Origin of the sequence: Methylophilus flavus (assembly GCF_042678905.1) — a bacterium.
Classification (GTDB): domain Bacteria; phylum Pseudomonadota; class Gammaproteobacteria; order Burkholderiales; family Methylophilaceae; genus Methylophilus; species Methylophilus flavus.
Map to the genome: position 1 here is coordinate 944778 of NZ_JBHTLN010000001.1, position 23616 is coordinate 968393.

18 protein-coding genes are annotated in these 23616 nt (G+C 50.9%); 11 read left to right on the forward strand and 7 right to left on the reverse strand.

Annotated features, from left to right (window positions below; genetic code table 11):
* Positions 1–29: 29 nt before the first annotated feature.
* Together ACFQ2T_RS04445 and cysM are read right to left on the reverse strand one after the other, a co-directional pair.
* Positions 30–2018 carry a hypothetical protein gene (locus ACFQ2T_RS04445; RefSeq protein WP_379031054.1) on the reverse strand — a complete coding sequence of 663 codons (1989 nt, stop codon included), beginning with the start codon at positions 2016–2018 and terminating at the stop codon, positions 30–32.
* On the reverse strand, positions 2018–2911 hold the full coding sequence (gene cysM, locus ACFQ2T_RS04450) for a cysteine synthase CysM (RefSeq protein ID WP_379031057.1): 894 nt from the start codon (positions 2909–2911) through the stop codon (positions 2018–2020). The genes ACFQ2T_RS04445 and cysM overlap by 1 nt, the downstream gene beginning before the upstream one ends.
* Positions 2912–3111: 200 nt before the next feature.
* On the opposite strand from cysM, the gene ACFQ2T_RS04455 reads away from it, so the two are divergent.
* Both ACFQ2T_RS04455 and ACFQ2T_RS04460 read left to right on the forward strand, forming a co-directional pair.
* Complete coding sequence (locus ACFQ2T_RS04455) at positions 3112–4269, forward strand: GGDEF domain-containing protein (RefSeq protein ID WP_379031060.1); 1158 nt, start codon at positions 3112–3114, stop codon at positions 4267–4269.
* Between the two features lie 83 nt (positions 4270–4352).
* Positions 4353–5336: a hypothetical protein gene (locus ACFQ2T_RS04460; RefSeq protein ID WP_379031063.1), complete on the forward strand. Its 984-nt coding sequence runs from the start codon at positions 4353–4355 to the stop codon at positions 5334–5336.
* A gap of 31 nt (positions 5337–5367) precedes the next feature.
* Here ACFQ2T_RS04460 and ACFQ2T_RS04465 read toward each other — a convergent pair whose 3' ends face one another.
* Positions 5368–5871: a disulfide bond formation protein B gene (locus tag ACFQ2T_RS04465; protein WP_379031066.1), complete on the reverse strand. Its 504-nt coding sequence runs from the start codon at positions 5869–5871 to the stop codon at positions 5368–5370.
* Positions 5872–5986: 115 nt separating this feature from the next.
* Positions 5987–6862 (reverse strand): transglycosylase SLT domain-containing protein, encoded by an 876-nt coding sequence (locus tag ACFQ2T_RS04470; protein WP_379031069.1) that lies wholly within the window; start codon positions 6860–6862, stop codon positions 5987–5989.
* A 341-nt stretch (positions 6863–7203) separates the two neighbouring features.
* Between ACFQ2T_RS04470 and xseA the strand changes: the two genes are divergently transcribed.
* The 8 genes from xseA to prmB all read left to right on the forward strand — a co-directional run bounded on the left by xseA (position 7204) and on the right by prmB (position 17157).
* Complete coding sequence (gene xseA, locus ACFQ2T_RS04475) at positions 7204–8424, forward strand: exodeoxyribonuclease VII large subunit (protein ID WP_379031072.1); 1221 nt, start codon at positions 7204–7206, stop codon at positions 8422–8424.
* Between the two features lie 107 nt (positions 8425–8531).
* Positions 8532–10415: a potassium transporter Kup gene (locus ACFQ2T_RS04480; protein WP_379031074.1), complete on the forward strand. Its 1884-nt coding sequence runs from the start codon at positions 8532–8534 to the stop codon at positions 10413–10415.
* Between the two features lie 87 nt (positions 10416–10502).
* A complete protein-coding gene (locus ACFQ2T_RS04485) occupies positions 10503–11345 on the forward strand; it encodes a M48 family metallopeptidase (protein WP_379031077.1) in 843 nt (280 codons plus the stop codon).
* A 101-nt stretch (positions 11346–11446) separates the two neighbouring features.
* A complete protein-coding gene (gene dapD / locus ACFQ2T_RS04490) occupies positions 11447–12274 on the forward strand; it encodes a 2,3,4,5-tetrahydropyridine-2,6-dicarboxylate N-succinyltransferase (protein WP_055826029.1) in 828 nt (275 codons plus the stop codon).
* A 283-nt stretch (positions 12275–12557) separates the two neighbouring features.
* Entirely contained in the window at positions 12558–14630 is a 2073-nt protein-coding gene (locus tag ACFQ2T_RS04495; protein WP_379031080.1) for a bifunctional diguanylate cyclase/phosphodiesterase, read from the forward strand.
* A gap of 122 nt (positions 14631–14752) precedes the next feature.
* Positions 14753–15106, forward strand: coding sequence for an ArsC family reductase (locus tag ACFQ2T_RS04500; RefSeq protein ID WP_379031083.1), 354 nt, complete (start codon positions 14753–14755; stop codon positions 15104–15106).
* Positions 15107–15111: 5 nt separating this feature from the next.
* Entirely contained in the window at positions 15112–16251 is a 1140-nt protein-coding gene (gene dapE, locus ACFQ2T_RS04505) for a succinyl-diaminopimelate desuccinylase (RefSeq protein WP_379031085.1), read from the forward strand.
* 3 nt (positions 16252–16254) lie between these two features.
* On the forward strand, positions 16255–17157 hold the full coding sequence (prmB, locus tag ACFQ2T_RS04510; protein WP_379031087.1) for a 50S ribosomal protein L3 N(5)-glutamine methyltransferase: 903 nt from the start codon (positions 16255–16257) through the stop codon (positions 17155–17157).
* A gap of 171 nt (positions 17158–17328) precedes the next feature.
* On the opposite strand, the gene rluB is transcribed toward prmB, so the two are convergent.
* The 3 genes from rluB to ACFQ2T_RS04525 form a co-directional block, all read right to left on the reverse strand.
* Positions 17329–18432, reverse strand: coding sequence for a 23S rRNA pseudouridine(2605) synthase RluB (gene rluB / locus ACFQ2T_RS04515; protein ID WP_379031090.1), 1104 nt, complete (start codon positions 18430–18432; stop codon positions 17329–17331).
* A gap of 110 nt (positions 18433–18542) precedes the next feature.
* On the reverse strand, positions 18543–20228 hold the full coding sequence (gene recJ / locus ACFQ2T_RS04520; protein ID WP_379031093.1) for a single-stranded-DNA-specific exonuclease RecJ: 1686 nt from the start codon (positions 20226–20228) through the stop codon (positions 18543–18545).
* A gap of 38 nt (positions 20229–20266) precedes the next feature.
* The gene (locus tag ACFQ2T_RS04525) at positions 20267–21253 is read right to left on the reverse strand and encodes a hypothetical protein (protein ID WP_379031096.1); all 987 of its coding nucleotides are present in this window, start codon (positions 21251–21253) and stop codon (positions 20267–20269) included.
* A 237-nt stretch (positions 21254–21490) separates the two neighbouring features.
* Between ACFQ2T_RS04525 and ACFQ2T_RS04530 the strand changes: the two genes are divergently transcribed.
* Positions 21491–23602 (forward strand): putative bifunctional diguanylate cyclase/phosphodiesterase, encoded by a 2112-nt coding sequence (locus tag ACFQ2T_RS04530; protein ID WP_379031099.1) that lies wholly within the window; start codon positions 21491–21493, stop codon positions 23600–23602.
* Positions 23603–23616: the final 14 nt, after the last annotated feature.

A 23616-nucleotide genomic window follows, 5' to 3' on the forward strand; every position in this document is an offset into this window, starting at 1 on the left:
CTGCTTCCTTTCCCATGATCCATTGTCGCCTAATCAATAATGATCTTACTATTGCTATCCGTCACGCGCTGCATGCGTGCCAGCACATCTTTCCAGCTCACATATTTGGTGTAGCCATTGACGTTGACTGAAGGCGCGCCTTTGCCTTTGACAATGACGAAGCCATCGGGGATGGCTTCCACGCCACCCATTTTGCAGATATCCCCGCGCAACTCACAGTGCAGGCCAATCTTTTCATAACCGAATTCTTTAAAAAAACGCAGGAAAGTACGTTGCAATGCGGCAGCCGTCCCCTCTCCTCCCAATGCCGTGATATTTTCCACTGCACGCTGCGAGATTTTCTTTTCAAACGGGCCATCAGCGGTCTGGATCACAGCATCCATATACACCGGTTTCCAGTTCTGCAACCGCAAGTGCTTGATATCGCCTTCCAGTTTGCCACTGATAGAGCCAAAATTAAAGGTGCGGGTGATTTCACCCAGGTCAATATCGCGCATGGTGAAATTCGCGTGCAATTTCGGCACCGCGCCTAACGGGTCATCAATATCCAGGTCAGACATGCCGACCATGCCATTAAACAGCCTGAACTGCATATCGCCAGTCATGCGCAACTCATGGTTGGCATAGGTGATCAATGGCACAGCCCCGGTGATCTGGCCACGCATGGTCGGCCAGTCCAGCGCCTGGCTGAATTGTGACATGCTGATAGGCTGCATATCCATCTTGACATGCCAGACCATGCTCTGGTTGATCCAGGCGGCGGAAATATCCTGGAAATCCAGCATCCCATCCAGGATCGGCAGCTTCAGGCTGGGTGAAGTGATGGAATAACGGTTAACTTCAGCCCACCAGCTGGTTGGGCCCAGGGGGATTTTTAAAATATGGCCGGACTGGTAACCCATGGCTATCTGTGTTGGTTGCTCATAATCCCACGGGATATTGGCACTCAAATGGCTGAAGCCGAATTTGCCGCGCTGGTCTTCCAGGCTGGCATCCACAATATTCAGGTGGAACTTCAAAGGCTGCAATCCTTTAGCTTCGAAAGACCAGTCCGCCTTGCCGGAAACGTTCAGATGCCCGAATGCTGAATTGGGAATCAGCGGCTGGATAAACGCCTGGTAGACGCCATTAAAATCCACATCATGGGCATCGACCTTTAATATCTCGAATTCTTTGCTGATCAGGTTGACACGGCTTTGGCTGTGCAATGTGCCTACGCCTGGCAAACTGAGGGTAGCCTGCTCGATATCCAGATAAGGCTGGCGGTAAAACCCTCTGATCTCAAACCGTTTGTTGCCATCGGCAAAATAAAATGGCTGCCAGAATAGCTCCCCCTGTTGCCAGTCGAAAACACCCTGCCAGCGCCAGCCGCCGGCTTGTTCATGCGCCGAAAGATTGACCTTGCCGGTCAGCTTATCCGCTGCATGCAAACCTTCTGCATCGCTGAACTTTGCCTGGTTGACTGATAACTCCACGTCTACACCCTTCGCCATCTCACCGCTTTTAGCGACGGCTTTCCAAGTCGGGGTCACCAGCAAATCAAAGGGAACGTTGGAGCGAATATCCTGATACAAGCCATCTTCGCAACGCCAGGTTTGCGTCTCAGCTTGTGCTGCCACCAGACAATTAAGGTGAAATTTGCCCCAGACTTCGTCATGCAATGCTTTGACTTCGGCATCCAGAGACAAAGTAGGTTGAACCGTCTTTTGCCGGTAATCCAGGAAAATGCGCGGATGCCTGACTTGGTAAGGCTGCATCTGCAATTGATCGGAAGTGATCAGCAAGGTGGGACGCTGGCTGATGTCCAGCGAGATATTCGGTTTATCCAGTGTTGCATCACCCAATTGCAGCCGCTCGGCGTTGATTTTTACCTGCTGTTTGCTGCGTAAGTCCAGTACTGCATTGGGCTTTTCCAGTTGAAACAGGTCACTGCTGACGCTATCTGCGCTGAGGCTGATCTGGCTGATGGCACAGGCTTGTGCCGACCACAGAATCAGGCTCAGGCACAAACTGCGCATCAATCAGGAAACACTCCGGAAGATAGATAGCGATCACCGCGATCACACACAATGGCGACAATCACGGCGTTATTCACTTCTTTGGATAATTGCAATGCCGAATACAAAGCCCCGCCACTGGAAATCCCGGCGAAAATACCTTCCTGTTGGGCCAGTTTGCGCGTCGTATCTTCAGCATGCTTCTGGCTGACATAGCGCAATTCATCTATACGCTTGGCATCGAAAATTTTAGGCATATACGCCTCGGGCCATTTACGGATACCCGGAATCTGGGCGCCGTCTTCCGGCTGCACGCCTATGATCTGGATAGCCGGATTCTGTTCTTTCAGGTATTGCGAGGTGCCCATAATGGTGCCGGTGGTGCCCATGCTGGAAACGAAATGCGTGACTTTGCCTTCGGTATCGCGCCAGATTTCCGGACCGGTGCCTTCATAATGCGCCAGCGGATTATCCGAATTGCCAAACTGGTCGAGTACGATACCTTCGCCTTCTGCCTGCATCTTCATCGCCAAATCGCGCGCCAGTTCCATGCTGCCATCCTTGGGCGTCAGCACCAGCTGGGCACCATACGCTTTCATGCTTTGGCGGCGTTCTATGGTCTGGTTTTCCGGCATTACCAGTATCATTTTATAGCCGCGCATGGCCGCTACCATAGCCAGCGCAATGCCGGTATTGCCACTGGTGGCTTCAATCAGGGTGTCGCCGGGCTTGATCTGGCCACGTTGTTCGGCACGCAGGATCATGCTGTAGGCAGGCCTGTCCTTAACCGAACCGGCCGGGTTATTGCCTTCTAGCTTGAGCAGAATGGTATTGCTGGTGTTCGGGTTGATGCGTTGCAAAGCAACCAGGGGTGTGTTGCCGACAAAGTCATCTAAGGTTTTATATGGTTTCATAACAGATCGACAGAGTTTTTCCGCACTGGCAGCCGGAATCATCCATCATTCAAATATCCAGAATTGAAGTGATAATTTAATACACGCGCCAGCTTAATATATGTAAAATTCCAATGAAGTTCCTGACTTAGCTGACGCAGTAGCCATTTTACATAAACTGACCGCATCACAAAAACAATAATTGCCAAGGAAAACGGATATTGAAAAAGTGGATTAACAAGCTGCTTGTGGTCATGTTACGTCCGATCCAGCTTTTTCCGGCGTTAACAGACACCGTTAACGTTCGTTACAAGGTGATTTTCCTCAATAATGTGTTCACTTTTGCTGGCCTGGTATCCCTGGCCATGAGCGTGATCCGCTGGAATACCAATCCCTTTCTGGGCAAAGTCGACCTTCTGTTTGCCTGTGCTGCATTTATCCTGCTATGGATACTGCACCGCCATCATAAAATGGTGGAGTTAATTGCGAGCATCGCCCTGTGGCTATGCTTCGTGCAGTTTCTCATCGTGTTTTTTCTGGCCAATGGCAATCCAACCCGCAGTGGCCTGCTGTTACTGATATTAGCTTCCGCTTTTTACCTCAAAGGTCGTCAAGCCGGCTATTCAATGCTGGCAATCATCCTAGCTCTGGTGGTAGGCAACCATTTATCAGGATTGTTTCCTTCTGAATTTAAAAATCTGGATATCCTCAGCCTGGGCTTTTACATGCTGGCCCAGTTTTTTATCATCCACAATTATGAAAGCCTGCGCGAAACGCAAACCAGTCATCTGAAAGCGCTGAACGCCAATCTGGAAGCGCTGGTCAAGCAACGCACTGAACAGCTGGCTGCGGTGAATTCGGCCCTCGAAAAGGAAAAAGAAAATCTCACCAGACTATCCAGCACAGATCATTTGACCGGCCTCAGCAATCGCCATCATTTTGAGAATGTATTTGCCGAATACTCGCCCGCTACCCGAGGGAAAACTTCGGATGCGCTGATACTGATCGATATAGATAACTTCAAGAAAATCAACGATACCTATGGGCATGTACTGGGAGATAAGGTGCTGAAAAGCGTTGCTGCGTGCATTAAAAAACATAGCCGGGCTTCGGATATTACCGTGCGCTGGGGTGGGGATGAATTGATTGTGTACGCGCCGCGCACATCACTAAAGCAGGCCTATCAGCTGGCTGAAAAAATGCGCAAGCAGATACACTTACTCGACATTACCGAGATAGATACCATTACGATTAGTGCAGGTGTTGCCGTGTTGCAAGCCGGTGATACACTCTCACACTTGTTGCATCGCGCTGATAATGCATTATACGAAGCCAAACAGGCCGGTCGTAATAATGTATATTCAGCTGCGCTAGGCTGAATGCTTTTGAAAAAAAGTACCTGATCACTCCGGATGTAGTTTTATTTATGATGTTTAGATGTGCTGTATTAGTTTGTTTGCAGATGTTGCTGCTCATCCCTGAGTTACATGCAGAGCAATGGCAAACGGTCCAGGGCCGCGAAAAATTCCTCACCGTGTCTGTCGATCTTGATTCTCTGCAAGTCGGCCAGCTCGACGATATGATCCGTTTCAAACTGAGGGCGGACGATCATGACGACACCATCACCACCAAGTTTGTACAGGCATCATGCAGTGAATTCTCGATGGAAGCAGAACGTGAAGTAGTGTTTCATAAATCGAATATGTCTTCGGAGACGCTGGACTGGAAAAATGATGGCACGCTTAAAAGCAGTCCGGAATTCAGCCGTGCCAGACTGTCGTTCTGGGGCATCACGCAAGCATATGGTCAGGCGATTTCACTGGCCTGCCGCCGGGTCGGCAACCGGTCCCCCGAGCGATTGCAGAGCATGCCGACTGAACAATGCGCCGTTTCCAATCCCTTGCGCAAGGTCGCCTGTGCCAGCCACGCCACCTGGCGCGCCAATTACAAGCTGTATATGTCCCGGTCGCATGATGTCATTCACAACTGCGGCATTTCTGAAGACCGCATGACCAAGCAGGCCGCCTGGCTGATTAAAAGTGTCATGCGTTGCCAGAACGAAAGTTGTGGCAACGAGATTCTGGAAGGCTGGATACACAAACGCGGCGAGGATATTGCCAGCGTGATTCATATGCAAAAGAACGCCAGCTATGCCTGGAGTAGCCAGCAAGCGCCATTGTGCCAGTCCATCAACCAGGCTGACCAGGCGATTGCCAGCATGCATACCGAAGAGATTTACGCCAAAGCCAAATACCTGGGTTGCCTGAAACGCGAAAAAGCCAAATTGCGCGCCTCCGACATCCCCAATGACATGGTGCCGCAATTGGCCGAGCATTCGTGCGAAAGCCAGTTTCAGGAGTGGCATGAGACGATTTCCAGGCAATCTGCCATGCTGTATGAGCAGTTGCCCGGTGTGAAAGTCACCGCCTTTACTGCGGCGGATTAGATCTTTCGCCAGATTTAGAGCTAGCTGTTAATTAACGACTGCAACGTCTGGCGCGAAACAGGAATACGCCATAGCTGCCAAATACTATAAAGCTGATCAAACCGAGTTGTGGCAGGGTCAACCCAAGCAAAGTCCAGTCAATCGCCGCGCAATCCCCGGTACCGCGGAATACCAGCGTCAGGGCTTTCTTCAACGGGAAGTTCTCGAACATATAGTCAAAACCCACACCGCAGTCGGCAATGATTTCATCTTTATGCACTTGCAGCCACCAGTGGCGGATTGCCACACCTGCACCACCTAAAGCAGTTAACACTTCCACCACGACTAAGCCGGTGCTTAACCAGGATTTAGGCTGCACAAATGCATGCACCAGGAACAATACGCCCAGGCTCATGAAAATAATGCGTTGTGAAATACATAATGGGCAGGGCTCAAGGTTGTAATGCACCTGTATCGCCAAAGCCAGTGCGACTATCCCGAAACAGGCCAGAAACCCCAATACATAGCCGCCCTTCCCTTTAAACCATTGACACATTGCATGCTCCTGCGCATTAAATAAGACTGAAATTGTAATAGATAACCGGCTTGTGATGGCTTAGGCGGATAGATGGTTCTCCAATTTTAATGAATGCTTCATTAAAAAAACTGCATCAGGACGCGGAGGATGCCACATCATTTTGGCGCATGGCCGTTTTTTGCCTGACCTCGTGATGTTTCTTTTTGTAGTAAAAGGCAATGCGTTTCACATAATTTCGCGTTTCGGGATATGGCGGGATACCCTGATGGCGCTGCACGGCATTTTCGCCCGCATTATAGGCAGCCGCGACCAATTCCACATCACCTTTAAAATAAGCGATCAGCCAGCGTAAATACGAAAGCCCGCCCTTGATATTCTGTTCGGGATCATAAGCATCCTTGACATGAAACCTGGCCTGAGTATCAGGTAATAACTGCATCAAACCCTGCGCCTGCTTGCGCGAAGTGGCTTTCGGGTTAAAGCCGGATTCCACCGCAATCACCGCCATGGCAAGATCCACATCCACACCATAGGTTGGCGCATGCTTTTTCACCAGCTGATACACCGGCCCGCGTTTACGGTATAACACTTGGGCAGCAGAATTTTCCTGGCTATGCATACACGCAGGCAATTTTGCCAGCGCCACATTGCCCGGCTCTTTATCCAGCCATTCCCTCGCGTCCCGGTGCCCTTGTATCGCAGCCAGGCTGAAAAAGCGTGCCGCTATATCATGGTTCACTTCCACGCCTTTGCCGGTACTGTAAAACCAGCCCATGGCGAATTGTGCGTCAGGATTGTGGGCTTCGCCGGCGAGGGCACAATAATCCGTATAGGCCTGCTCATAACTGCTTAAACCAAGCGCATTTTTAGTCCCCGAAGCCAGGCTGGTTTGCAGCTTGATAAACTGCTTGTAGCCTTCATTCTGCATTTTTGACTGCTCGCGGCTATAGCCAGGGACTGGCTCACTCGCCTGAGGTGTGCTTTCTACATCTTCTGCTGGCTGGTTCATTACAATTTCATTCGCGGTCTTTTCTTCGTCAGCTACGGACGTGAGCGACCACAGCGTAAATACCGCCATTGATAACCAGAGTGACATAAACAAGAATGTCTTACGCGCAGTATATGTATATGTTTTTATTTGCATTTTTGACATTATCTAAAGCATGACGATAAAAAATTTTCTATGCCTGACCTATTTAAGGACTCATATGCAGTGAAAAAGTGCCCTTTTGCCTAACTTGCAGAGGGCGAAAAATATCGTCTACATTATTTTTATATTGAATAAGCCAGTTCTCAGGGCTACAGAAAAAACATAGCCAACCAACACTGGCTGTTGGATAATGTGGGCCTATGGCCAGTTTGTTATCGACCTCTTCCAAGCAAATCTTAAATGTCAGCGACCTGACGCGACTCACCAAGGAATTACTGGAAACCAGTTTCCCCTTATTCTGGATCAGCGGTGAAATCTCCAACTTCACACGCGCGGCCAGTGGCCACTGGTACTTTTCACTCAAGGATGCCAAGGCCCAGGTACGTTGCGTGATGTTTAAAGGGCGTAACAGCCTTGTGGAAAACATGCCGCGCGAAGGCGATTCGATTGAAGCGCGTGCCACCGTGACGCTGTATGAAGCGCGTGGCGATTTCCAGCTGACGATTGAGTTTATGCAGCCAGCCGGCCTTGGAAGGCTGTATGAGGCTTACGAGCAGTTAAAACAGCGCCTGCAGGCCGAAGGCCTGTTCGATCAATCCCGCAAAAAACCCATTCCGGCAGATCCGCATCGCATAGGTGTTGTCACTTCCCCCGATGCAGCGGCATTGCGCGATGTGTTAACGGCGATACGCCGGCGCTACCCTGGCATGGCGGTGATTATTTACCCGACACCGGTACAAGGCAAAGGCTCGGCAGAGCTGATTGCGAACGCTATCCGCCAGGCTGACCAGCGGCAGGAAGTCGATACCCTGCTGATCTGCCGTGGTGGTGGCAGTATTGAAGACTTATGGTCTTTTAACGAAGAAGTGGTGGCACGCGCCATTGCAGATTGCCGCTTGCCCACCATCAGTGGCATCGGCCATGAAACGGATTTTACGATTGCTGATTTTGTCGCTGACCTGCGCGCCGCCACACCGACGGCTGCCGCAGAGCTTGCCTGCCCTGACCAGTCACAGTTGCGATCACAACTGGCACAATCACAAGCGCGCCTGATGCGCGCCATGCAATCCCTGTTGCAAAAACAGGCGCAGACGCTCGATTACTTATCACGCAGGCTGATTTCGCCAACGCAGCAATTACAGCAGCAAAAGCAATCGCTGCAACAATGGCAACACCGTTTACAGCTAGCCATGCAGCATCTGTTGAATAAACAATTGCGACGGCTTGATCACTTTTCTACCAGCCTGCAGCAGCTGAATCCGCACGAGGTACTGGCACGTGGCTACGCGATTGTGCAGAAAGCGGATGGTCAACCAGTCACAGATGTGCAGCAACTGGTGGCACAGGAGCCATTGCGCGTGACGCTACACAAAGGCTCAGCCAACGTAGTCGTCACGCAAATCGCCCAAAGCGAGGATTAATGTTTTTTATATATTCTTAACATAGCCATACCGGTGCGGCAGCAAAAGTCTTTGGTTAAGCTGTCAAATTGACAGATAATAAACGTTTGCTTTACGTCGTTCACACAATGGACAATACAAAAAGTCAGCCCGCGGCACTCCATACCATGGCACTTGCCGCACTCGGGGTCGTATTCGGTGATATCGGAACCAGCCCCCTCTACACGATGAAAGAAGTTTTTGCGGTAGGCCATCACCCGCTTCTACTTACACAAGATAACGTTTACGGTATTTTGTCTTTGATCACCTGGGCACTTCTGCTCATTGTTTCCTTTAAGTATGTGGCTTTTATCATGCGGGCAGATAACCGTGGTGAAGGCGGTATTATGGCCTTGCTGTCACTAGCCAGCCGTTATGCTGGCGGTGACCCTGACCAGCGCAAACGCATCATGATGCTGGGTATTATCGGCGCCTGCATGTTTTACGCCGATGGCATGATCACACCAGCGATTTCTGTGTTATCTGCGGTGGAAGGGCTTGAGGTTGCCGCACCGCAGCTGGATGACTGGATAGTGCCCATCACACTGTTTGTGCTGTTTTTACTGTTCTGGGCGCAAAGCAAAGGCACCGCGGTCATGGGTGCTTTTTTTGGCCCTATCATGCTGACCTGGTTTGCTGTGCTCGGCATCCTCGGTGCCATTAATATCAGCCACCATACTGAAATCCTCAAAGCGCTCAGCCCTTATTATGCTTACCTGTTTTTCAGCACCCAGCCCAAGATCGCTTTTATTGCCCTGGGTGCCGTGGTACTGGCTGTCACAGGTGCCGAAGCGCTGTACGCAGATATGGGCCATTTCGGCCGTAAACCGATACGCCTGGCCTGGTTCCTGTTTGTATTGCCTGCCTTGATCTGTAATTACTTCGGCCAGGGCGCACTGATTCTTGCCGATCCTGAATCCATCCAGAACCCTTTCTATCACCTGGCCCCCGACTGGGCATTATTCCCGCTCATTCTGCTGGCCACGCTGGCCACCGTGATTGCTTCACAGGCCGTGATTACCGGCGCATTTTCTGTGTCGCGCCAGGCACTGCAACTCGGCTTTATCCCGCGCATGCACGTTGCGCATACCTCCGAGCAAACTGAAGGCCAGGTCTATATGCCACGCGTTAACTGGGGCCTGATGCTTGCGACCATGGGCCTGGTAGTGATTTTTGGCAGCTCAGGCGACCTGGCAGCGGCTTACGGGATTGCGGTGACTGGCGATATGGTCATCACCACCTTGCTGGCAGCAGTGGTTTTCCATCATTTATGGGGATGGAGTAAATTCAAAACCGCTTGCCTGATTACAGTATTCCTGGTGATTGATTTGTCTTTCTTTACCGCCAACATCCTGAAAATTCCTGATGGTGGCTGGGTGCCTTTACTGATGGGGCTGATTATTTTCACCCTGATGCGTACCTGGAAAACAGGTCGGGCCTTGCTCTATCGCATCCTCAGGTCAGAATCCATGGAACTGGTGCCGTTTATCCAGGCCATAGGCGCGCATCCGCCTGCTCGCGTCAATGGTGCCGGTGTGTTTATGACACCTAACCCGGATGGCGTACCGCATGCACTGTTGCACAACCTCAAACATAACAAGGTGTTGCATGACAATGTCGTGATATTGACCGTACGCTTTGAAGATTACCCTTACACCAGCCAGGAAGAACGTCTCGCGGTAGAAAACCTGGACTATGGTTTCTATCGCGTCACTATCCGTTACGGCTATATGGATGAGCCTGACCTGCCGCGTGACCTGGCATTGACCGAAGCACAGGGCTTAACGCTGGATACCATGGATACCTCATTCTTTGTCGGTAAAGAGAGTCTGATTGCTTCTGACAAACCAGGCATGGCATTCTGGCGCAAAAAGATTTTTATTGGTTTGTTCAGGACGGCGGAAACCATCACCAACCAGTTCAAGCTGCCGCCTAACCGGGTGGTTGAATTAGGGTCACAGGTAAAAATTTAGCACTTCCTCAAAGCAGATAAAATGCGATTGATGAACGGAAAAGACAACCGTAGTAAAATTTGTGTATAGCCACATGTGAGATGAACTATGACCATAAAAACCTACTTGATTATTGCAACCTCTGTGTTAAGCCTGCAGTTAGCAGGTTGCGCAACCACCAGCACCACCAAGTCCGGCGCCGTTGGTGTAGAGCGTAAACAGTATGTGGGACTGGTGTCCGAGAAAGAGGCCGAGCAGGAATCAGCGCTGGCCTACCAGAAAACGGTGAAAGAAGCCCAGGACAAAAAGGTGCTGAATACCGACAGCAAGGAAACGCAGCGCGTGCGTAATATTGCCAACCGCCTGATCGCCCAGGTCGGCGTGTTCCGTCCCGACGCCCTCAAGTGGAAATGGGAAATCAATGTCATGGACAGCAAGGAAGTAAATGCCTATTGCATGGCCGGTGGCAAAATCATGGTGTATACGGGCCTGCTGGACCAGATCAAGCCGAGTGATGACGAACTGGCTGCAGTTATGGGGCACGAAATCTCCCATGCCTTGCGTGAACATGTACGTGAGCAGATGTCTCGTGCCAAAGTACAACAATACGGTTTACTCGGCCTGGCTGCGGCGGTGGGCGTCACAACCAAAAACGCCGACAATGCCAATGCTGCCCTGGCATTGGGCGGCACGGTAGCTGCCGTCGCGCTGACCTTACCTAATAGCCGTACCGCAGAACATGAAGCCGACGAGATCGGCCTGGAACTGGCAGCACGTGCGGGGTACAACCCTGAAGCAGCAATCACACTATGGAACAAAATGAATGCGCTTGGCGGTTCAAAACCGCCTGAGTTCCTGAGCACCCACCCGTCAGGAGACAGCCGCATCGCAGACCTGAAGGCGATGATGCCGAGAGTGCTGCCTTTATACCAGGCAGCAAAATCCAAATAAGCACATCTGCTCCTTACATTCATTGCCACATGCAAAGTACTAAACACCCGAAATTAGGTTAAAATTTCGGGTTTTACCCATTCCTATCAATAGAGAACATCATGGATCCACGTCTAAGCATTATTGAGGCGGCTTTTGAAGACCGCGCCAACATCAACCCTGCGAATGCATCTGCAGAAATCAAGCAAACCGTTGCTTCCATTCTTGATGACCTGGACGCTGGAAAACTGCGCGTGGCCAGCCGTATTGGCGACACCCAACAGTGGGAAACACATCAATGGCTGAAAAAAGCCGTGCTGCTGTCTTTCCGCCTGAAAGATAACTACCTGATGGATGATGGCGTGACCCGCTACTTCGACAAAGTCGACCCGAAATTTGCCGATTACACTGAAGAAGATTTCAAGGCCGGCGGCTTCCGCGTGGTGCCAAATGCCATCGTGCGCAAAGGCTCTTTCATTGCCAAAAATACCGTGCTGATGCCTTCTTACGTCAACATCGGTGCTTATGTGGGCGAAGGCTCCATGGTAGATACCTGGGCGACCGTTGGTTCATGTGCGCAAATCGGTAAAAACGTGCACCTGTCCGGCGGCGTAGGTATTGGCGGCGTGCTGGAGCCTGTGCAAGCTGGCCCAACCATTATTGGTGACAACTGTTTTGTTGGCGCACGTTCTGAAGTGGTTGAAGGCGTAGTCGTTGAAGACAACTGCGTGATTTCCATGGGCGTATATATCGGCCAATCCACCAAAATCTATGACCGCGAAACCGGCGAAGTGCATTATGGCCGCGTTCCAGCTGGCTCAGTAGTGGTGTCTGGCAATCTGCCATCAAGCGATGGCAAATACAGCCTGTATTGCGCGGTGATCGTGAAAAAAGTCGATGCCAAAACATTGAGCAAAGTCGGCATTAACGAATTATTACGCGGTATCTAACCTCAGACCTTTATCAACGAGGAATCACTACATGCATGGGACTGGGGCGGGGTACAGGTGTCACCTGACCTAGCCCAAGTCACCGCGTATGCATAGGTCCGGCTTTTTTCGGCTCAAGTTATCACTTGTAAACGTCGTTATCAATGTGATTCCCGTGATGGTGTATCAAAACGGGAAATGTTTAGTGTGGAGAATGAGTTAATAAGCAACAAACCGTAACAGTAAAAAATCGTAGTAGTGTCACAACACCAACAATCAAAATAATCGTGTAATTACTCACAATATGACTACAACGCAATTCCTTATCCCGGTTCTGTTCACACTCAGTGTGGTCGGGTGCTATTTTGCGTTTGAACTGGTCGACAGGCTACGTAAAGTCACAGCCAAAGACCACGACTCCATGCTCAGAAAAAATGCACTGGTCGTAGCACTTGGTGTATTCCTGCTGCACTGTGGCTACCAGATGTCCGCAGACAACTTCCCCAAAATCACTGAACACCCGGTCGACTTTATTGGCAGCCTGTTGTGCGCATACATGCTTGCACTTTCGCTGCTCAATACCGTCAATAAGAAAAAACTGCCGCTGCGTGAACTGCTATATGCGTCGTTTGCGGCCGCCATCAGCGGTTACCTGCTTTCCTATTTCTACCAGATCAGTGCCGGCACCATAAACGCCCGTATTGATACCTGGACTGCCCTGTTTGCATTTTTCCTGACCTGCCTGACTTCGGCGCTTGCCATTGTCACCATGCTGTGGATCAAGAGCTATGAAGGCAAGGCTCTGCAACGCCTGAAAGTGATGTTTGCAGTCGAAATTGCCCTGGGCTTCCTCGCTTCGCATGCAGCGATCAACCTCAGTATTCTGCATAACAATATGTTTATCGGGCAGCCCACTGACCAGGCGGGCAATTATCTGGTACTGTTGTTAACACTGGCACCGGTGCTGCTGTTTATCACCTCGTTTATCCTGGTGATCTTTTACGAGCGCAATGTCGATCTCGCGCAAAGCAAACTGACTTTCCGCAATACGCAAGATGCTAGCAAGAAATTCCTCGCTTACGACCCGCTTACCCACCTGCCTAACCGCGATGCGCTCAACCAGCATCTGGCCATCAGTGCCAAACGCTGTGACCGCAATGGCGAATCACTGGCACTGGCCTACATTGATCTTGACCACTTTAAACCGGTCAATGACCAGTTTGGCCACCACATTGGTGACTTGCTGTTGATAGAGGTTGCCAAACGCATTAGCAATGCTATCCGTAACTGTGATTATGTGGCTCGCGCAGGTGGTGATGAATTTATTGCCGTACTCAGTGAAATTGAGAATCACCAGAGTGCGGTGACTGTGATCCAGCGCATTATTGACTCACTACGCGAGACATTTGTTATCGAAAATCATGTGATCGAGATTTCCTGCTCTATCGGTATTTCCATGTATCCGCAGGATGGCAACCTGCAAAAACTCAAATTGAATGCCGATGCAGCCATGTACAAGGCTAAGGAAAACGGCAAGAACCAGTATCGTTTTTTCGATGCCGAAATCGAGCAGGCTTCGGATGAAATGCAGCAGACACGCATTGAACTGAAAAAAGCCATTACCGAACAGGAATTCAGGCTACTGTTCCAGCCCAAGGTCGATGCCGTCACCCGGCTGGTGCATGGTGCTGAAGCTTTGTTACGCTGGCAGCACCCCACCCGCGGCCTGCTCTCGCCTACCCTCTTTATTGAGGCGGCCGAACGTTTTGGCATGATTGAAGAAATCAATGCCTGGGTGATTTCGCAAACCTGCAGTACCATCAGCCAGGCCAGGGATAGAGGTATAGACCTGAGTATCTCAGTCAACCTGTCTAACCAGCAATTCAGGAACAAGCACCTGGATGCGCATATTCAAGCCATTCTGGAAGAACATCAGGTAGAAGCGCGCAACCTGATCCTGGAAGTGTCTGAAACCACGGCTATCCATCACCAGGCACAGTTCAAGGAAACCTTACGTCACTTTAAAAAACAGGGTTTGAAAATCTCCCTGGATGACTTTGGCCTGCACCCGTTCAGCCTGACGCATCTGCAAGACCTGGAGATCAGCGAAGTCAAACTGGACCGTTCACTGACCAAAGGCGTGGCGGCTTCAAAAACCTCGCTGTCTATTGTAGAAGCGATTGTCAAACTGGCACATGCGCTGGACCTGAACGTGGTGGCCGAAGGCGTAGAAGACGAAGACCAGCGCCAGGCCCTGGTCAGCATCAACTGTGACCAGATGCAAGGCTACCTGTTCTCTAAACCGGTAGAGCAGAAATTCCTGTTTGATGTATTCAGTGAACTGCAACTCAAATCCACCACCAAAAGTCTGTTTTAGCCTCTTTCGCTGATTGTATGCATACAGCCTGAATGCACTTACCCGACCAGGCGAACCCGAATAAATTTCAACACCCAAGTCGCTGGCTGGTAAAATAGTTTCTTTGACCAAGAATTACCGTCATGAAACTTTACGGCATCCCCAATTGCAGCACCGTCAAGAAAGCGCGGGCCTGGCTGGACCAGCACGCAATCGCTTATGAATTCCACGACTTTAAAAAGCTCGGCCTAGACGCTGCCACCGGCCAGCAATGGCTGTCCCAGCAGCCCTGGGAAAAACTGGTCAACCGTAGCGGCATGACCTGGCGCAACCTGAGTGATACCGAAAAAAATGCGGTGGTTGATGCCGCCAGCGCCTTGCCGCTGATGCAGGATAAAACCTCTGTCATCAAACGTCCGGTGTTGGTCAATCAAAACCAGATTCTCGCACTTGGCTTTAACGAAGCCGACTACTCCCAACTTTTCGCCAAAGAATAATGCTTATGTCCAAGACACTGGAACTTGCCATTGATTTACTCAAACGCCGCTCACTGACACCGGCAGATGCCGATTGCCAGGAAACAATGATTGCACGACTGGAGGCGCTGGGTTTTAAGATCGAGCGTATGCGCTTTGGTGAGGTAGATAATTTTTATGCACGCCGTGGCACAACCAGCCCGCTGATTGTATTTGCCGGGCATACGGATGTGGTACCGACCGGTCCGCTGGACCAATGGCATACACCACCGTTTGAACCGACCATTAAAGACGGCATGCTGTATGCCCGTGGTGCGGCGGATATGAAAACTTCACTGGCGGCGTTTATCACCAGTATTGAGGAGTTTATTGCGGAAAATCCTGATCACCCTGGCTCCATTGGTTTGCTGGTGACTTCTGACGAAGAAGGCATTGCCATTGAAGGCACGGTCAAAGTGGTTGAAGCGCTACAGGCGCGCGGTGAGACTTTTGATTACTGCATCGTCGGCGAACCGACCAGCAACAAGCTGGTAGGAGACATGATTAAAAATGGCCGCCGTGGTTCACTATCAGGGAAGCTCGTTGTTAAAGGCATACAAGGCCATATCGCTTACCCGCACCTGGTGAAAAATCCGATTCATTTAGTCGCGCCTGCGATCAAAGACATGGTTGAAACTGTGTGGGATAACGGCAACGAATACTTTCCGCCGACGTCATGGCAAATTTCCAATATGAATGGCGGCACCGGCGCGACCAATGTGGTGCCAGGTGAAGTAGAGATCCTGTTTAATTTCCGCTACTGCCCGGAAGTAGATGGTCAGGGCAGTGCAGAAACCAGCCTGCGCTCACGTGTGCATGCCATCCTGGACAAACATGCGCTGGAATATACGCTGGACTGGGAACATAATCAGTCTTACATCACGCCACGCGGTGAACTGGTGGCCGCTATCAGTGAGGCGATTCAACAAAGTTACGGCATCACGCCGGAACTATCGACCACAGGTGGCACTTCTGACGGCCGTTTTATCGCTGAAATTTGCCGGGAAGTGATTGAGTTCGGACCTTTGAATGCCACCATCCACAAACTGAATGAATGTGTGGCGGTTGCAGATATTGAACCGCTCAAGGAAACCTACAAACGCACCATGCAGTTACTGCTGAAATAAGATATGACCGACACTCTACAAACCATACGTGACTGGCTGCGCTATGCGGTCAGCCGTTTTGAAAACTCAGATATTTTTTATGGCCACGGCACCGACAACAGCTATGACGAAGCCGTCTGGCTGGTCATGAGCGCCCTGCACCTGCCGCACGACACACTGGATAACTTCCTGGATGCGCGCCTGACTACAGAAGAAAACCGGCACCTGGCTACGCTGATAGAAAAACGCGTCAGCGAACACACGCCCACCGCTTACCTGGTCAATGAAGCCTGGTTGCGCGGCTATAAGTTTTATGTCGATGAGCGTGTGATCGTGCCACGTTCGTTTATCGCCGAACTGCTGGAAAATGGCCTGCAACCGTGGGTAGAGTTCCCGGAAATGGTCGAATCTGCTGCCGATATCTGTACCGGTTCCGGCTGCCTGGGCATATTACTGGCTGAAGCGTTCCCGAATGCGCATATCGACGTTATCGATATTTCCTCTGATGCGATTGATGTCAGCAATATCAATATCAAGCGCTACGCATTGGAAGACCAGGTGCAGGCGGTGCAATCCGATATGTTTAGTGCGCTCAAGGGCCGCAAATATGATGTGATTATCAGCAACCCGCCCTATGTGGATGCGCCCAGCATGGCTGAACTGCCGGCAGAATACCGCCAGGAGCCGCAACTGGCATTAGGCAGTGGTGATGCTGGTCTTGATCATACACATACGCTGTTGACACAGGCCAGTGAATACCTGAATGATGGCGGTGTGCTGGTTGTCGAGATCGGCCACAATCGTGATGCCTTGCATGAAGCCTACCCTGACCTGCCATTCACCTGGCTGGATACCAGTGGCGGTGACCAGTTTGTGTTTATGCTGACTAAAGAGGATTTGCTGGAAGCAGTTTTGCCTACAGAGTAAAGCTTCAGCTATAAAACGAAAAGCTCTACGTTGCGTAGAGCTTTTTTTACCACCATACAAATCTGCTTAACTTGTCTGTTTTGCTTTAACGCAAAGTCAACTCAAGTTTAGCTTTATTCAAATTAACCGCGGCTGCGATTGCGGGCAATTAAATTTAAGTTCCTGGCTTTTTTAAGCGCCAGGCTTTTTTGTCCCAGGCCTCTTAGCACGCGTATTCACGCGCGCATTCTGGCGTGAAGCCTGCTTCAAATCTGAATCCTGACGAATACGGCGCGTGCCTGGTGGCGGTGCCGGGCGTGCAGGTTTTTCAGGCGCAGGTCCATTGGCGCTTTCCAGCAGGCTGCGGCGCTGCTTGCGCACTTTAGGTACGAACACGCTGGTCGCACGGTCTTTTTCGCGCGGGCTTAATTGCTTGAGTGGCTTGTGTGGCACCGGCAGACCCGCCCACTCCAGGATACCCACCACTTGTTTTTGCTCTAACTTAAGCATGGTGCCGCGTTTCAGGCGTGGCGGTAAATTGATAGGGCCGAAGCGCACACGCATCAAACGGCTCACCGGCAAATGAAATGCCTCGAACAGGCGACGCACTTCGCGGTTACGGCCTTCTTTAATCACCACCTGGTACCATTTGTTGACACCCTCGCCGCCACTGGCGTGGATGCTCTCAAAATTAGCCGGGCCGTCTTCCAGCTCAATCCCCTGTTTCAGTTGCGCTAACTGGTCTTCAGTCAGCTCACCCAGAATACGCACGGCATACTCGCGCTCGACCTCATAACGCGGATGCATGAAATGGTTAGCCAGTTCGCCCGAATTGGTGAATATCAGCAAGCCGCTGGTGTTCATGTCCAGACGGCCAATCGCAATCCATTTACCCTGTTTAATCTTGGGTAATTTATCAAATACGGTGGCACGGCCTTCCGGGTCATCCTGGCTGACCAGTTCACCTTCCGGTTTGTGGTACAGCAATATCTGCGGCAGCTCAGGCTCAAACGGTAAATGCAGGATGCGGCTATCAAGGCGCACGATATCCTGCTCATTGACGATGGCACCGACCAGTGCCACCTGACCATTAATGGTGATGCGGCCACTTTCAATCAGCGTTTCCATGTCGCGGCGGGAACCAAACCCTGCCAGCGCCAGCAGTTTATGCAAGCGATGCCCTGCACGTGCCGGAGCAGCAGACTCATCGCCTTCTGCTTCTATCGCAGGTGGCTGGGGTGCTGCTGGACGTTTTGCGGGAGTACCTGGTTTAGGTGTTTTAAATGGACGCGCCATGTTTAACCTCTTGAATGAAGGCTGTATTTTACCGTATTTAAGAGGTTCGCCCTAAGGCTAAATCTTGCCTGGTTTGAAAAGCTAATCTGAAAACCGGGCTTGAACCTGTCTCAAGCAATATCCGCATGTACCACTTGCAGTTGCAGATTCCTGGCGCCATTAAACTCGTTGATCTGCAGGGCATAAGCAAGTGTGACTTTTTCCGGCAACAAAATAGCATGCTGGAAGTAAATGGCCTCGAACTGCGCGCCCTGCTTTTGCAGGCGCAACTTAAGGTGCTTTTCGCCCAGGATACGCTGCTGTATGACTTCGAAATCATCATAAAACAAAGGCGGCGGAAAGCCCTGACCCCATACTTGATGGCCCAGGACTTCTGCATTTTCCAGTGTCATCTCATGCACCTGGAGGACACCATCCGTTTCCAGCACTTGTTGCAGGGTTTCAGCATTAATCAGCTGTTGCACCACTTGCTCAAACGTTTGCTGGAAGCGTGCAAAATCCTGTTCACGTATGCTCAAGCCAGCGGCCATGGCATGCCCGCCAAATTTAATGATTAAATCAGGCTGCAGCTTGGTCACCAGGTCCAGCGCATCCCGCAGGTGTAACCCCGCGATCGAACGGCCTGACCCTTTAATCAATCCATCCCCGGCATCTGCAAATGCAATCACCGGCCGGTGAAAACGCTCTTTGATACGCGAGGCAAGAATGCCAATCACGCCCTGGTGCCAGTCTGGCTGAAATACGCTGATAGTGTATTGGCTATCCTGAAAATCCTGCGTCAGGTCGGCCATGGCATCCCACTGCATTTCTGCCTCGATCTGTTTGCGCTCCGCATTCAGCACGTGTAACTGCTGCGCATACATCATGGCTTCCTGTGGCGTGGTTGCCAGCAGGCAACGGATACCGATGGTCATATCATCCAGCCTGCCCGCCGCATTCAGGCGCGGGCCGACATAAAATCCTAAATCTTGTGCGGTGACCTGTTCAGCATTACGCCCGGCCAGTTTCAAAATCGCCAGAATGCCCGGGCAGGCCTGACCTTGGCGGATACGCTTTAAGCCTTGCCTAACCAGGATGCGGTTATTGGCGTCCAGCTTGACCAGGTCAGCCACGGTGCCCAATGCCACCAGATCCAGCAGGCTGCCCAGGTGGACTGACTCTTCAACGAACAAACCACGTTGCTTGAGCTCGGCGCGCAGGGCTATCAGCACATAAAACATCACACCTACCCCCGCCAGATGTTTACTTGGGAAATCACAGCCTCGCTGGTTTGGGTTAACGATACAATCGGCGATCGGGGTCTGATCGGCTGGCAAATGGTGATCGGTGATCAACACCTGCATACCCAGGGATTTCGCCGCGCTGACACCATCGATACTGGCAATACCGTTGTCTACCGTTAAAATCACATCCGGTTGCTGTTGTGCGGCCAGCGCGACAATTTCCGGCGTCAAGCCATAGCCATATTCAAACCGGTTGGGCACCAGAAAATCGACCTGTGCCCCCATCATGCTCAATCCGCGCATGGCGACGCTGGTCGCAGTCGCTCCATCTGCATCATAATCGCCAATGATCAGGAGCTTTTTCTTTCCCTGAATGGCATCGGCCAGCAAGCGTGCCATCTCGGCACAGCCGGTCAAGGCCTGCGGCTTTAGCAGATGCGGCATGTCCTGCAAAGTCCAGTCCTCGACCGAAACCGCCCTGGCGGCCAGCAAGCGGGCCATCAAGTCTGGCAATCCTTGTGCCTGCAAGGCCTGGAAAGAGGTCGTGGAGTATTGTCTTTGCTGAATTTTCATTTTGGCTGAATTTATATTCCGGATAAACCCAAACGCTGTTAAAGAGACTCGGGTATTTTAAAGCTTGGCAATGAAGCTTCAAGCATGTCAAACAAGGCTGGTAATGTATAAGTCTTACGCCAGAACTGCCAGCGGTAACGCTTTCTGTAGGTCACACGTATGCTGCGCTCGGCCAGTGGCAATACAATCTCAAGTGTAGATATGCGGCCTTGCTGGAGTGCCGCAGAAAGACTATGCCAGTCAACCTGATCTGGCTGGTCAACAACCATGAGCGCATTCGTGATGGACGCATCCTCCAGCATCTGCGCCATAGACAGCTGTTTCACTGCCGGTAGTTCAGATACCCGCAACCCGTCAAACACTGCGCCGGTGCCGAAAACAGCTTGCCACTGATGTTTCCATACCGGCACATCCGGCACACTTGCAAACCATAGACTGTTCAATTGTGCTGGCCAGCCCGGCAAATTCTGGTCATGAGAAAGAGGGTGTAGCAGCATCTGGCTTTCATTGGTCCATTGCCGTATCAGCGACGCATGCGTGCCTTGTGGCTGCCATTGAAAAGCCTGCTGATATAAACAGTCTTGCGGCCAGGGGCACTGGACATCTAAAAGATGGTTTGGCTGTACCCACCAGAATCGCTGCTCGGCGGTCGCATGCACGATGAAATCCTGCTGAAAATGCTGCTGCAGCATATCCGTCAAATAGGCATATACTTCCGGCGACAGCGGGACAGTCCCCTTGAGCGAAAAGGTATCCAGTTGCAAACCCAGATGCACCGGCAACAGACATAATGCCGGCAGACCTTTTAAAGAAGTTTGTCGTGCGCGCAGGATTGCTGCCACTTTTGATATGCCAGGTGATACAGAGTGCAAGGTGTCAAATAAAGCGCTTAAAGGCGTCGCAGACACCACCTGCCAGTCGGCTTTCAACAGCACGGGACATTGCTCTGTCAGGCGCTCAATCACAGCCGCTGTATCGGCTGCTGCATCAGACAAATAATCTGTGATATAAATTTGCTGTATCATGAAAAAACAAATACACTCTTCTGCAAAAACAAGTTAACAAACCTGCGGGCCTGATTGGACTTGCTGGCGGGACTGGATGAACGATCTGGTAAATGACTGCAGATTAATTGTTACCATATTATCTTTTGGACTTATACACGAAATCCGGGGGGATGTCATGACTTCAGCTAGCGCGATTTACTATGCTCATCCTCACGTATTAACCGCTGCTTTGAATTAAATGAATTACCTGGAACCATGCAATTTTTCCAAACCTTAAGTATTCAGTCCAGGCTATTGTTACTGGTGATCGCGCCAGTATTCGCCTTATCTTGTTCCTTCTTGCTGTTTGATTTTCAGGAGCAATTACAGCGAGACGAAGAAAAGCTTAGTCAACATGCGCTGACCACCGCCAAATTCCTCTCCGCCGTTGTTCACAACCAATCAGAGCTGCATGGCCGCCCATATATAGACCGGCTGCTCAAAGCCAGCCAGCTTGACCGCGAGCCTTACCTCTCACTAATGATTACCGATGCGGATAACCGTCCGCTGGCGCAACTTGGCGCCTCTTTCATCGTGAACGAATCATTACCGCAACAAGAAACTATGGTAATGCAGCAGGCTACGCATGACGTGACCATGGTGAGAATCTTCACTAGCGAATCCAAACATGCCCTGCTCGGGTTTGTGTTTGTCGCCATTGATAAGGCCGCAATGATAGAAGATCACCGGCAGGCATTCATCAGGAATATCGGTTACATCACCTTGGGACTGATGCTATGTTCGGTGCTGGTCTATTGGGTGAGCCGCTCTATCAGCCAGCCTATTCGTGAATTGACAGCGGCTTTGAAACGGTTTGTTGTAGGTAACCAGCACATCAGCCAGGTAAAGAATACGCTGCCTGAAATCAACTCCCTGCAAACGACTATCAACGAGATTTCCAGAGAGATGCAACATGTCGAAGCCGATATGCGCCATCGTATCCAGGATGCACAGGCACAATTACGCTACCAGGCAAGGCATGATGCCCTGACAGGACTAGTCAATCGGCAGGAACTGGAAAGACGCCTGCAACAGGCGCTGGAAGACGTGAAACAGCACCGTGCCAACCATGTGTTCTGCTATATGGATCTGGACCAGTTCCGCGTTATCAATGACACTTGTGGCCATCCAGCCGGCGATGAGATGCTGAGGCAGATCAGCATGATTTTGAGCCAGCGCATCCGTGCGGAAGACACCTTTGCACGTCTTGGCGGCGATGAATTCGGTTTGCTGCTCAGCTATTGCCAGGTTGAAAAAGCGATTGAAATCGCCGTGCAGCTACGCCAGATGGTAGAAGCGTTCAGGTTTATGCACGAAGGCCGCCTGTTCCAGACCGGCATCAGTATCGGCATTGTGGAAGTTACCGCCGACCTGAAAGACGTTGGCCAGATCACCCGCCATGCAGATGCAGCCTGCTATGTGGCAAAAGACAATGGCCGTAACCAGATACATTTGTTCCACCCGGAAGATGATGTATTACTCAAGCGGCACGTCGAGATGGAGTGGGTATTACGCATCAACGAAGCCATAGAGCATAATGATTTTGTGCTGTACTGCCAGGGGATATTCCCCATGCAGCAGAAAGAGCTGCCTCCTTTCTACGAAATCCTGATCCGCAAACGTGACGAACATGGCGGCATAATTCCTCCCGCCGAATTCCTTCCTTCTGCAGAACGTTATCAGTTGATGACCAAGATTGATCGCTGGGTGATCCAACACGCATTCATGGCATTACAACCATTATTTAAATCACAGTCGACCACCAGGCCATTCATTGTCAGTATCAACCTGTCGGGAATGTCACTCGGTGACCCCACCCTGCTGCCTTACATTCAAAAGTGTTTTTCCAACTATGAGATTTCTCCCAGCCATGTCTGTTTTGAAGTCACGGAAACCTCGGCCATCATTAATATCGACAACACCATCAAACTGATTACTGAGCTGAAAGCAATGGGCACAAGATTTATGCTGGATGACTTCGGCAGTGGCATGTCTTCCTTCAGTTACCTGAAACACCTGCCGGTAGATTTTCTCAAAATGGATGGTGCTTACGTAAAAGACATCACCATTAATAAAGTCGACCTGGCGATGGCCAAAGCCATTCAAAGTGTTGCGGAGTCTATGGGTATTCAAACCATTGCCGAATATGTAGAAGACCAGGCCACCCTGGACTGCCTGGAAGAAATGGGCGTGGCCTATGCACAAGGCTTTTACCTTAACCGGCCAGCGCCTCTTAGTGAAGCGTTGTCACGCCACTTTTCAGCAAATAATACCTTACAAAAATCAACGGCAAGTTCTGCATCTGCTACAACAGATGTCAGTGCTTAAAGCGCTGTGCCTGG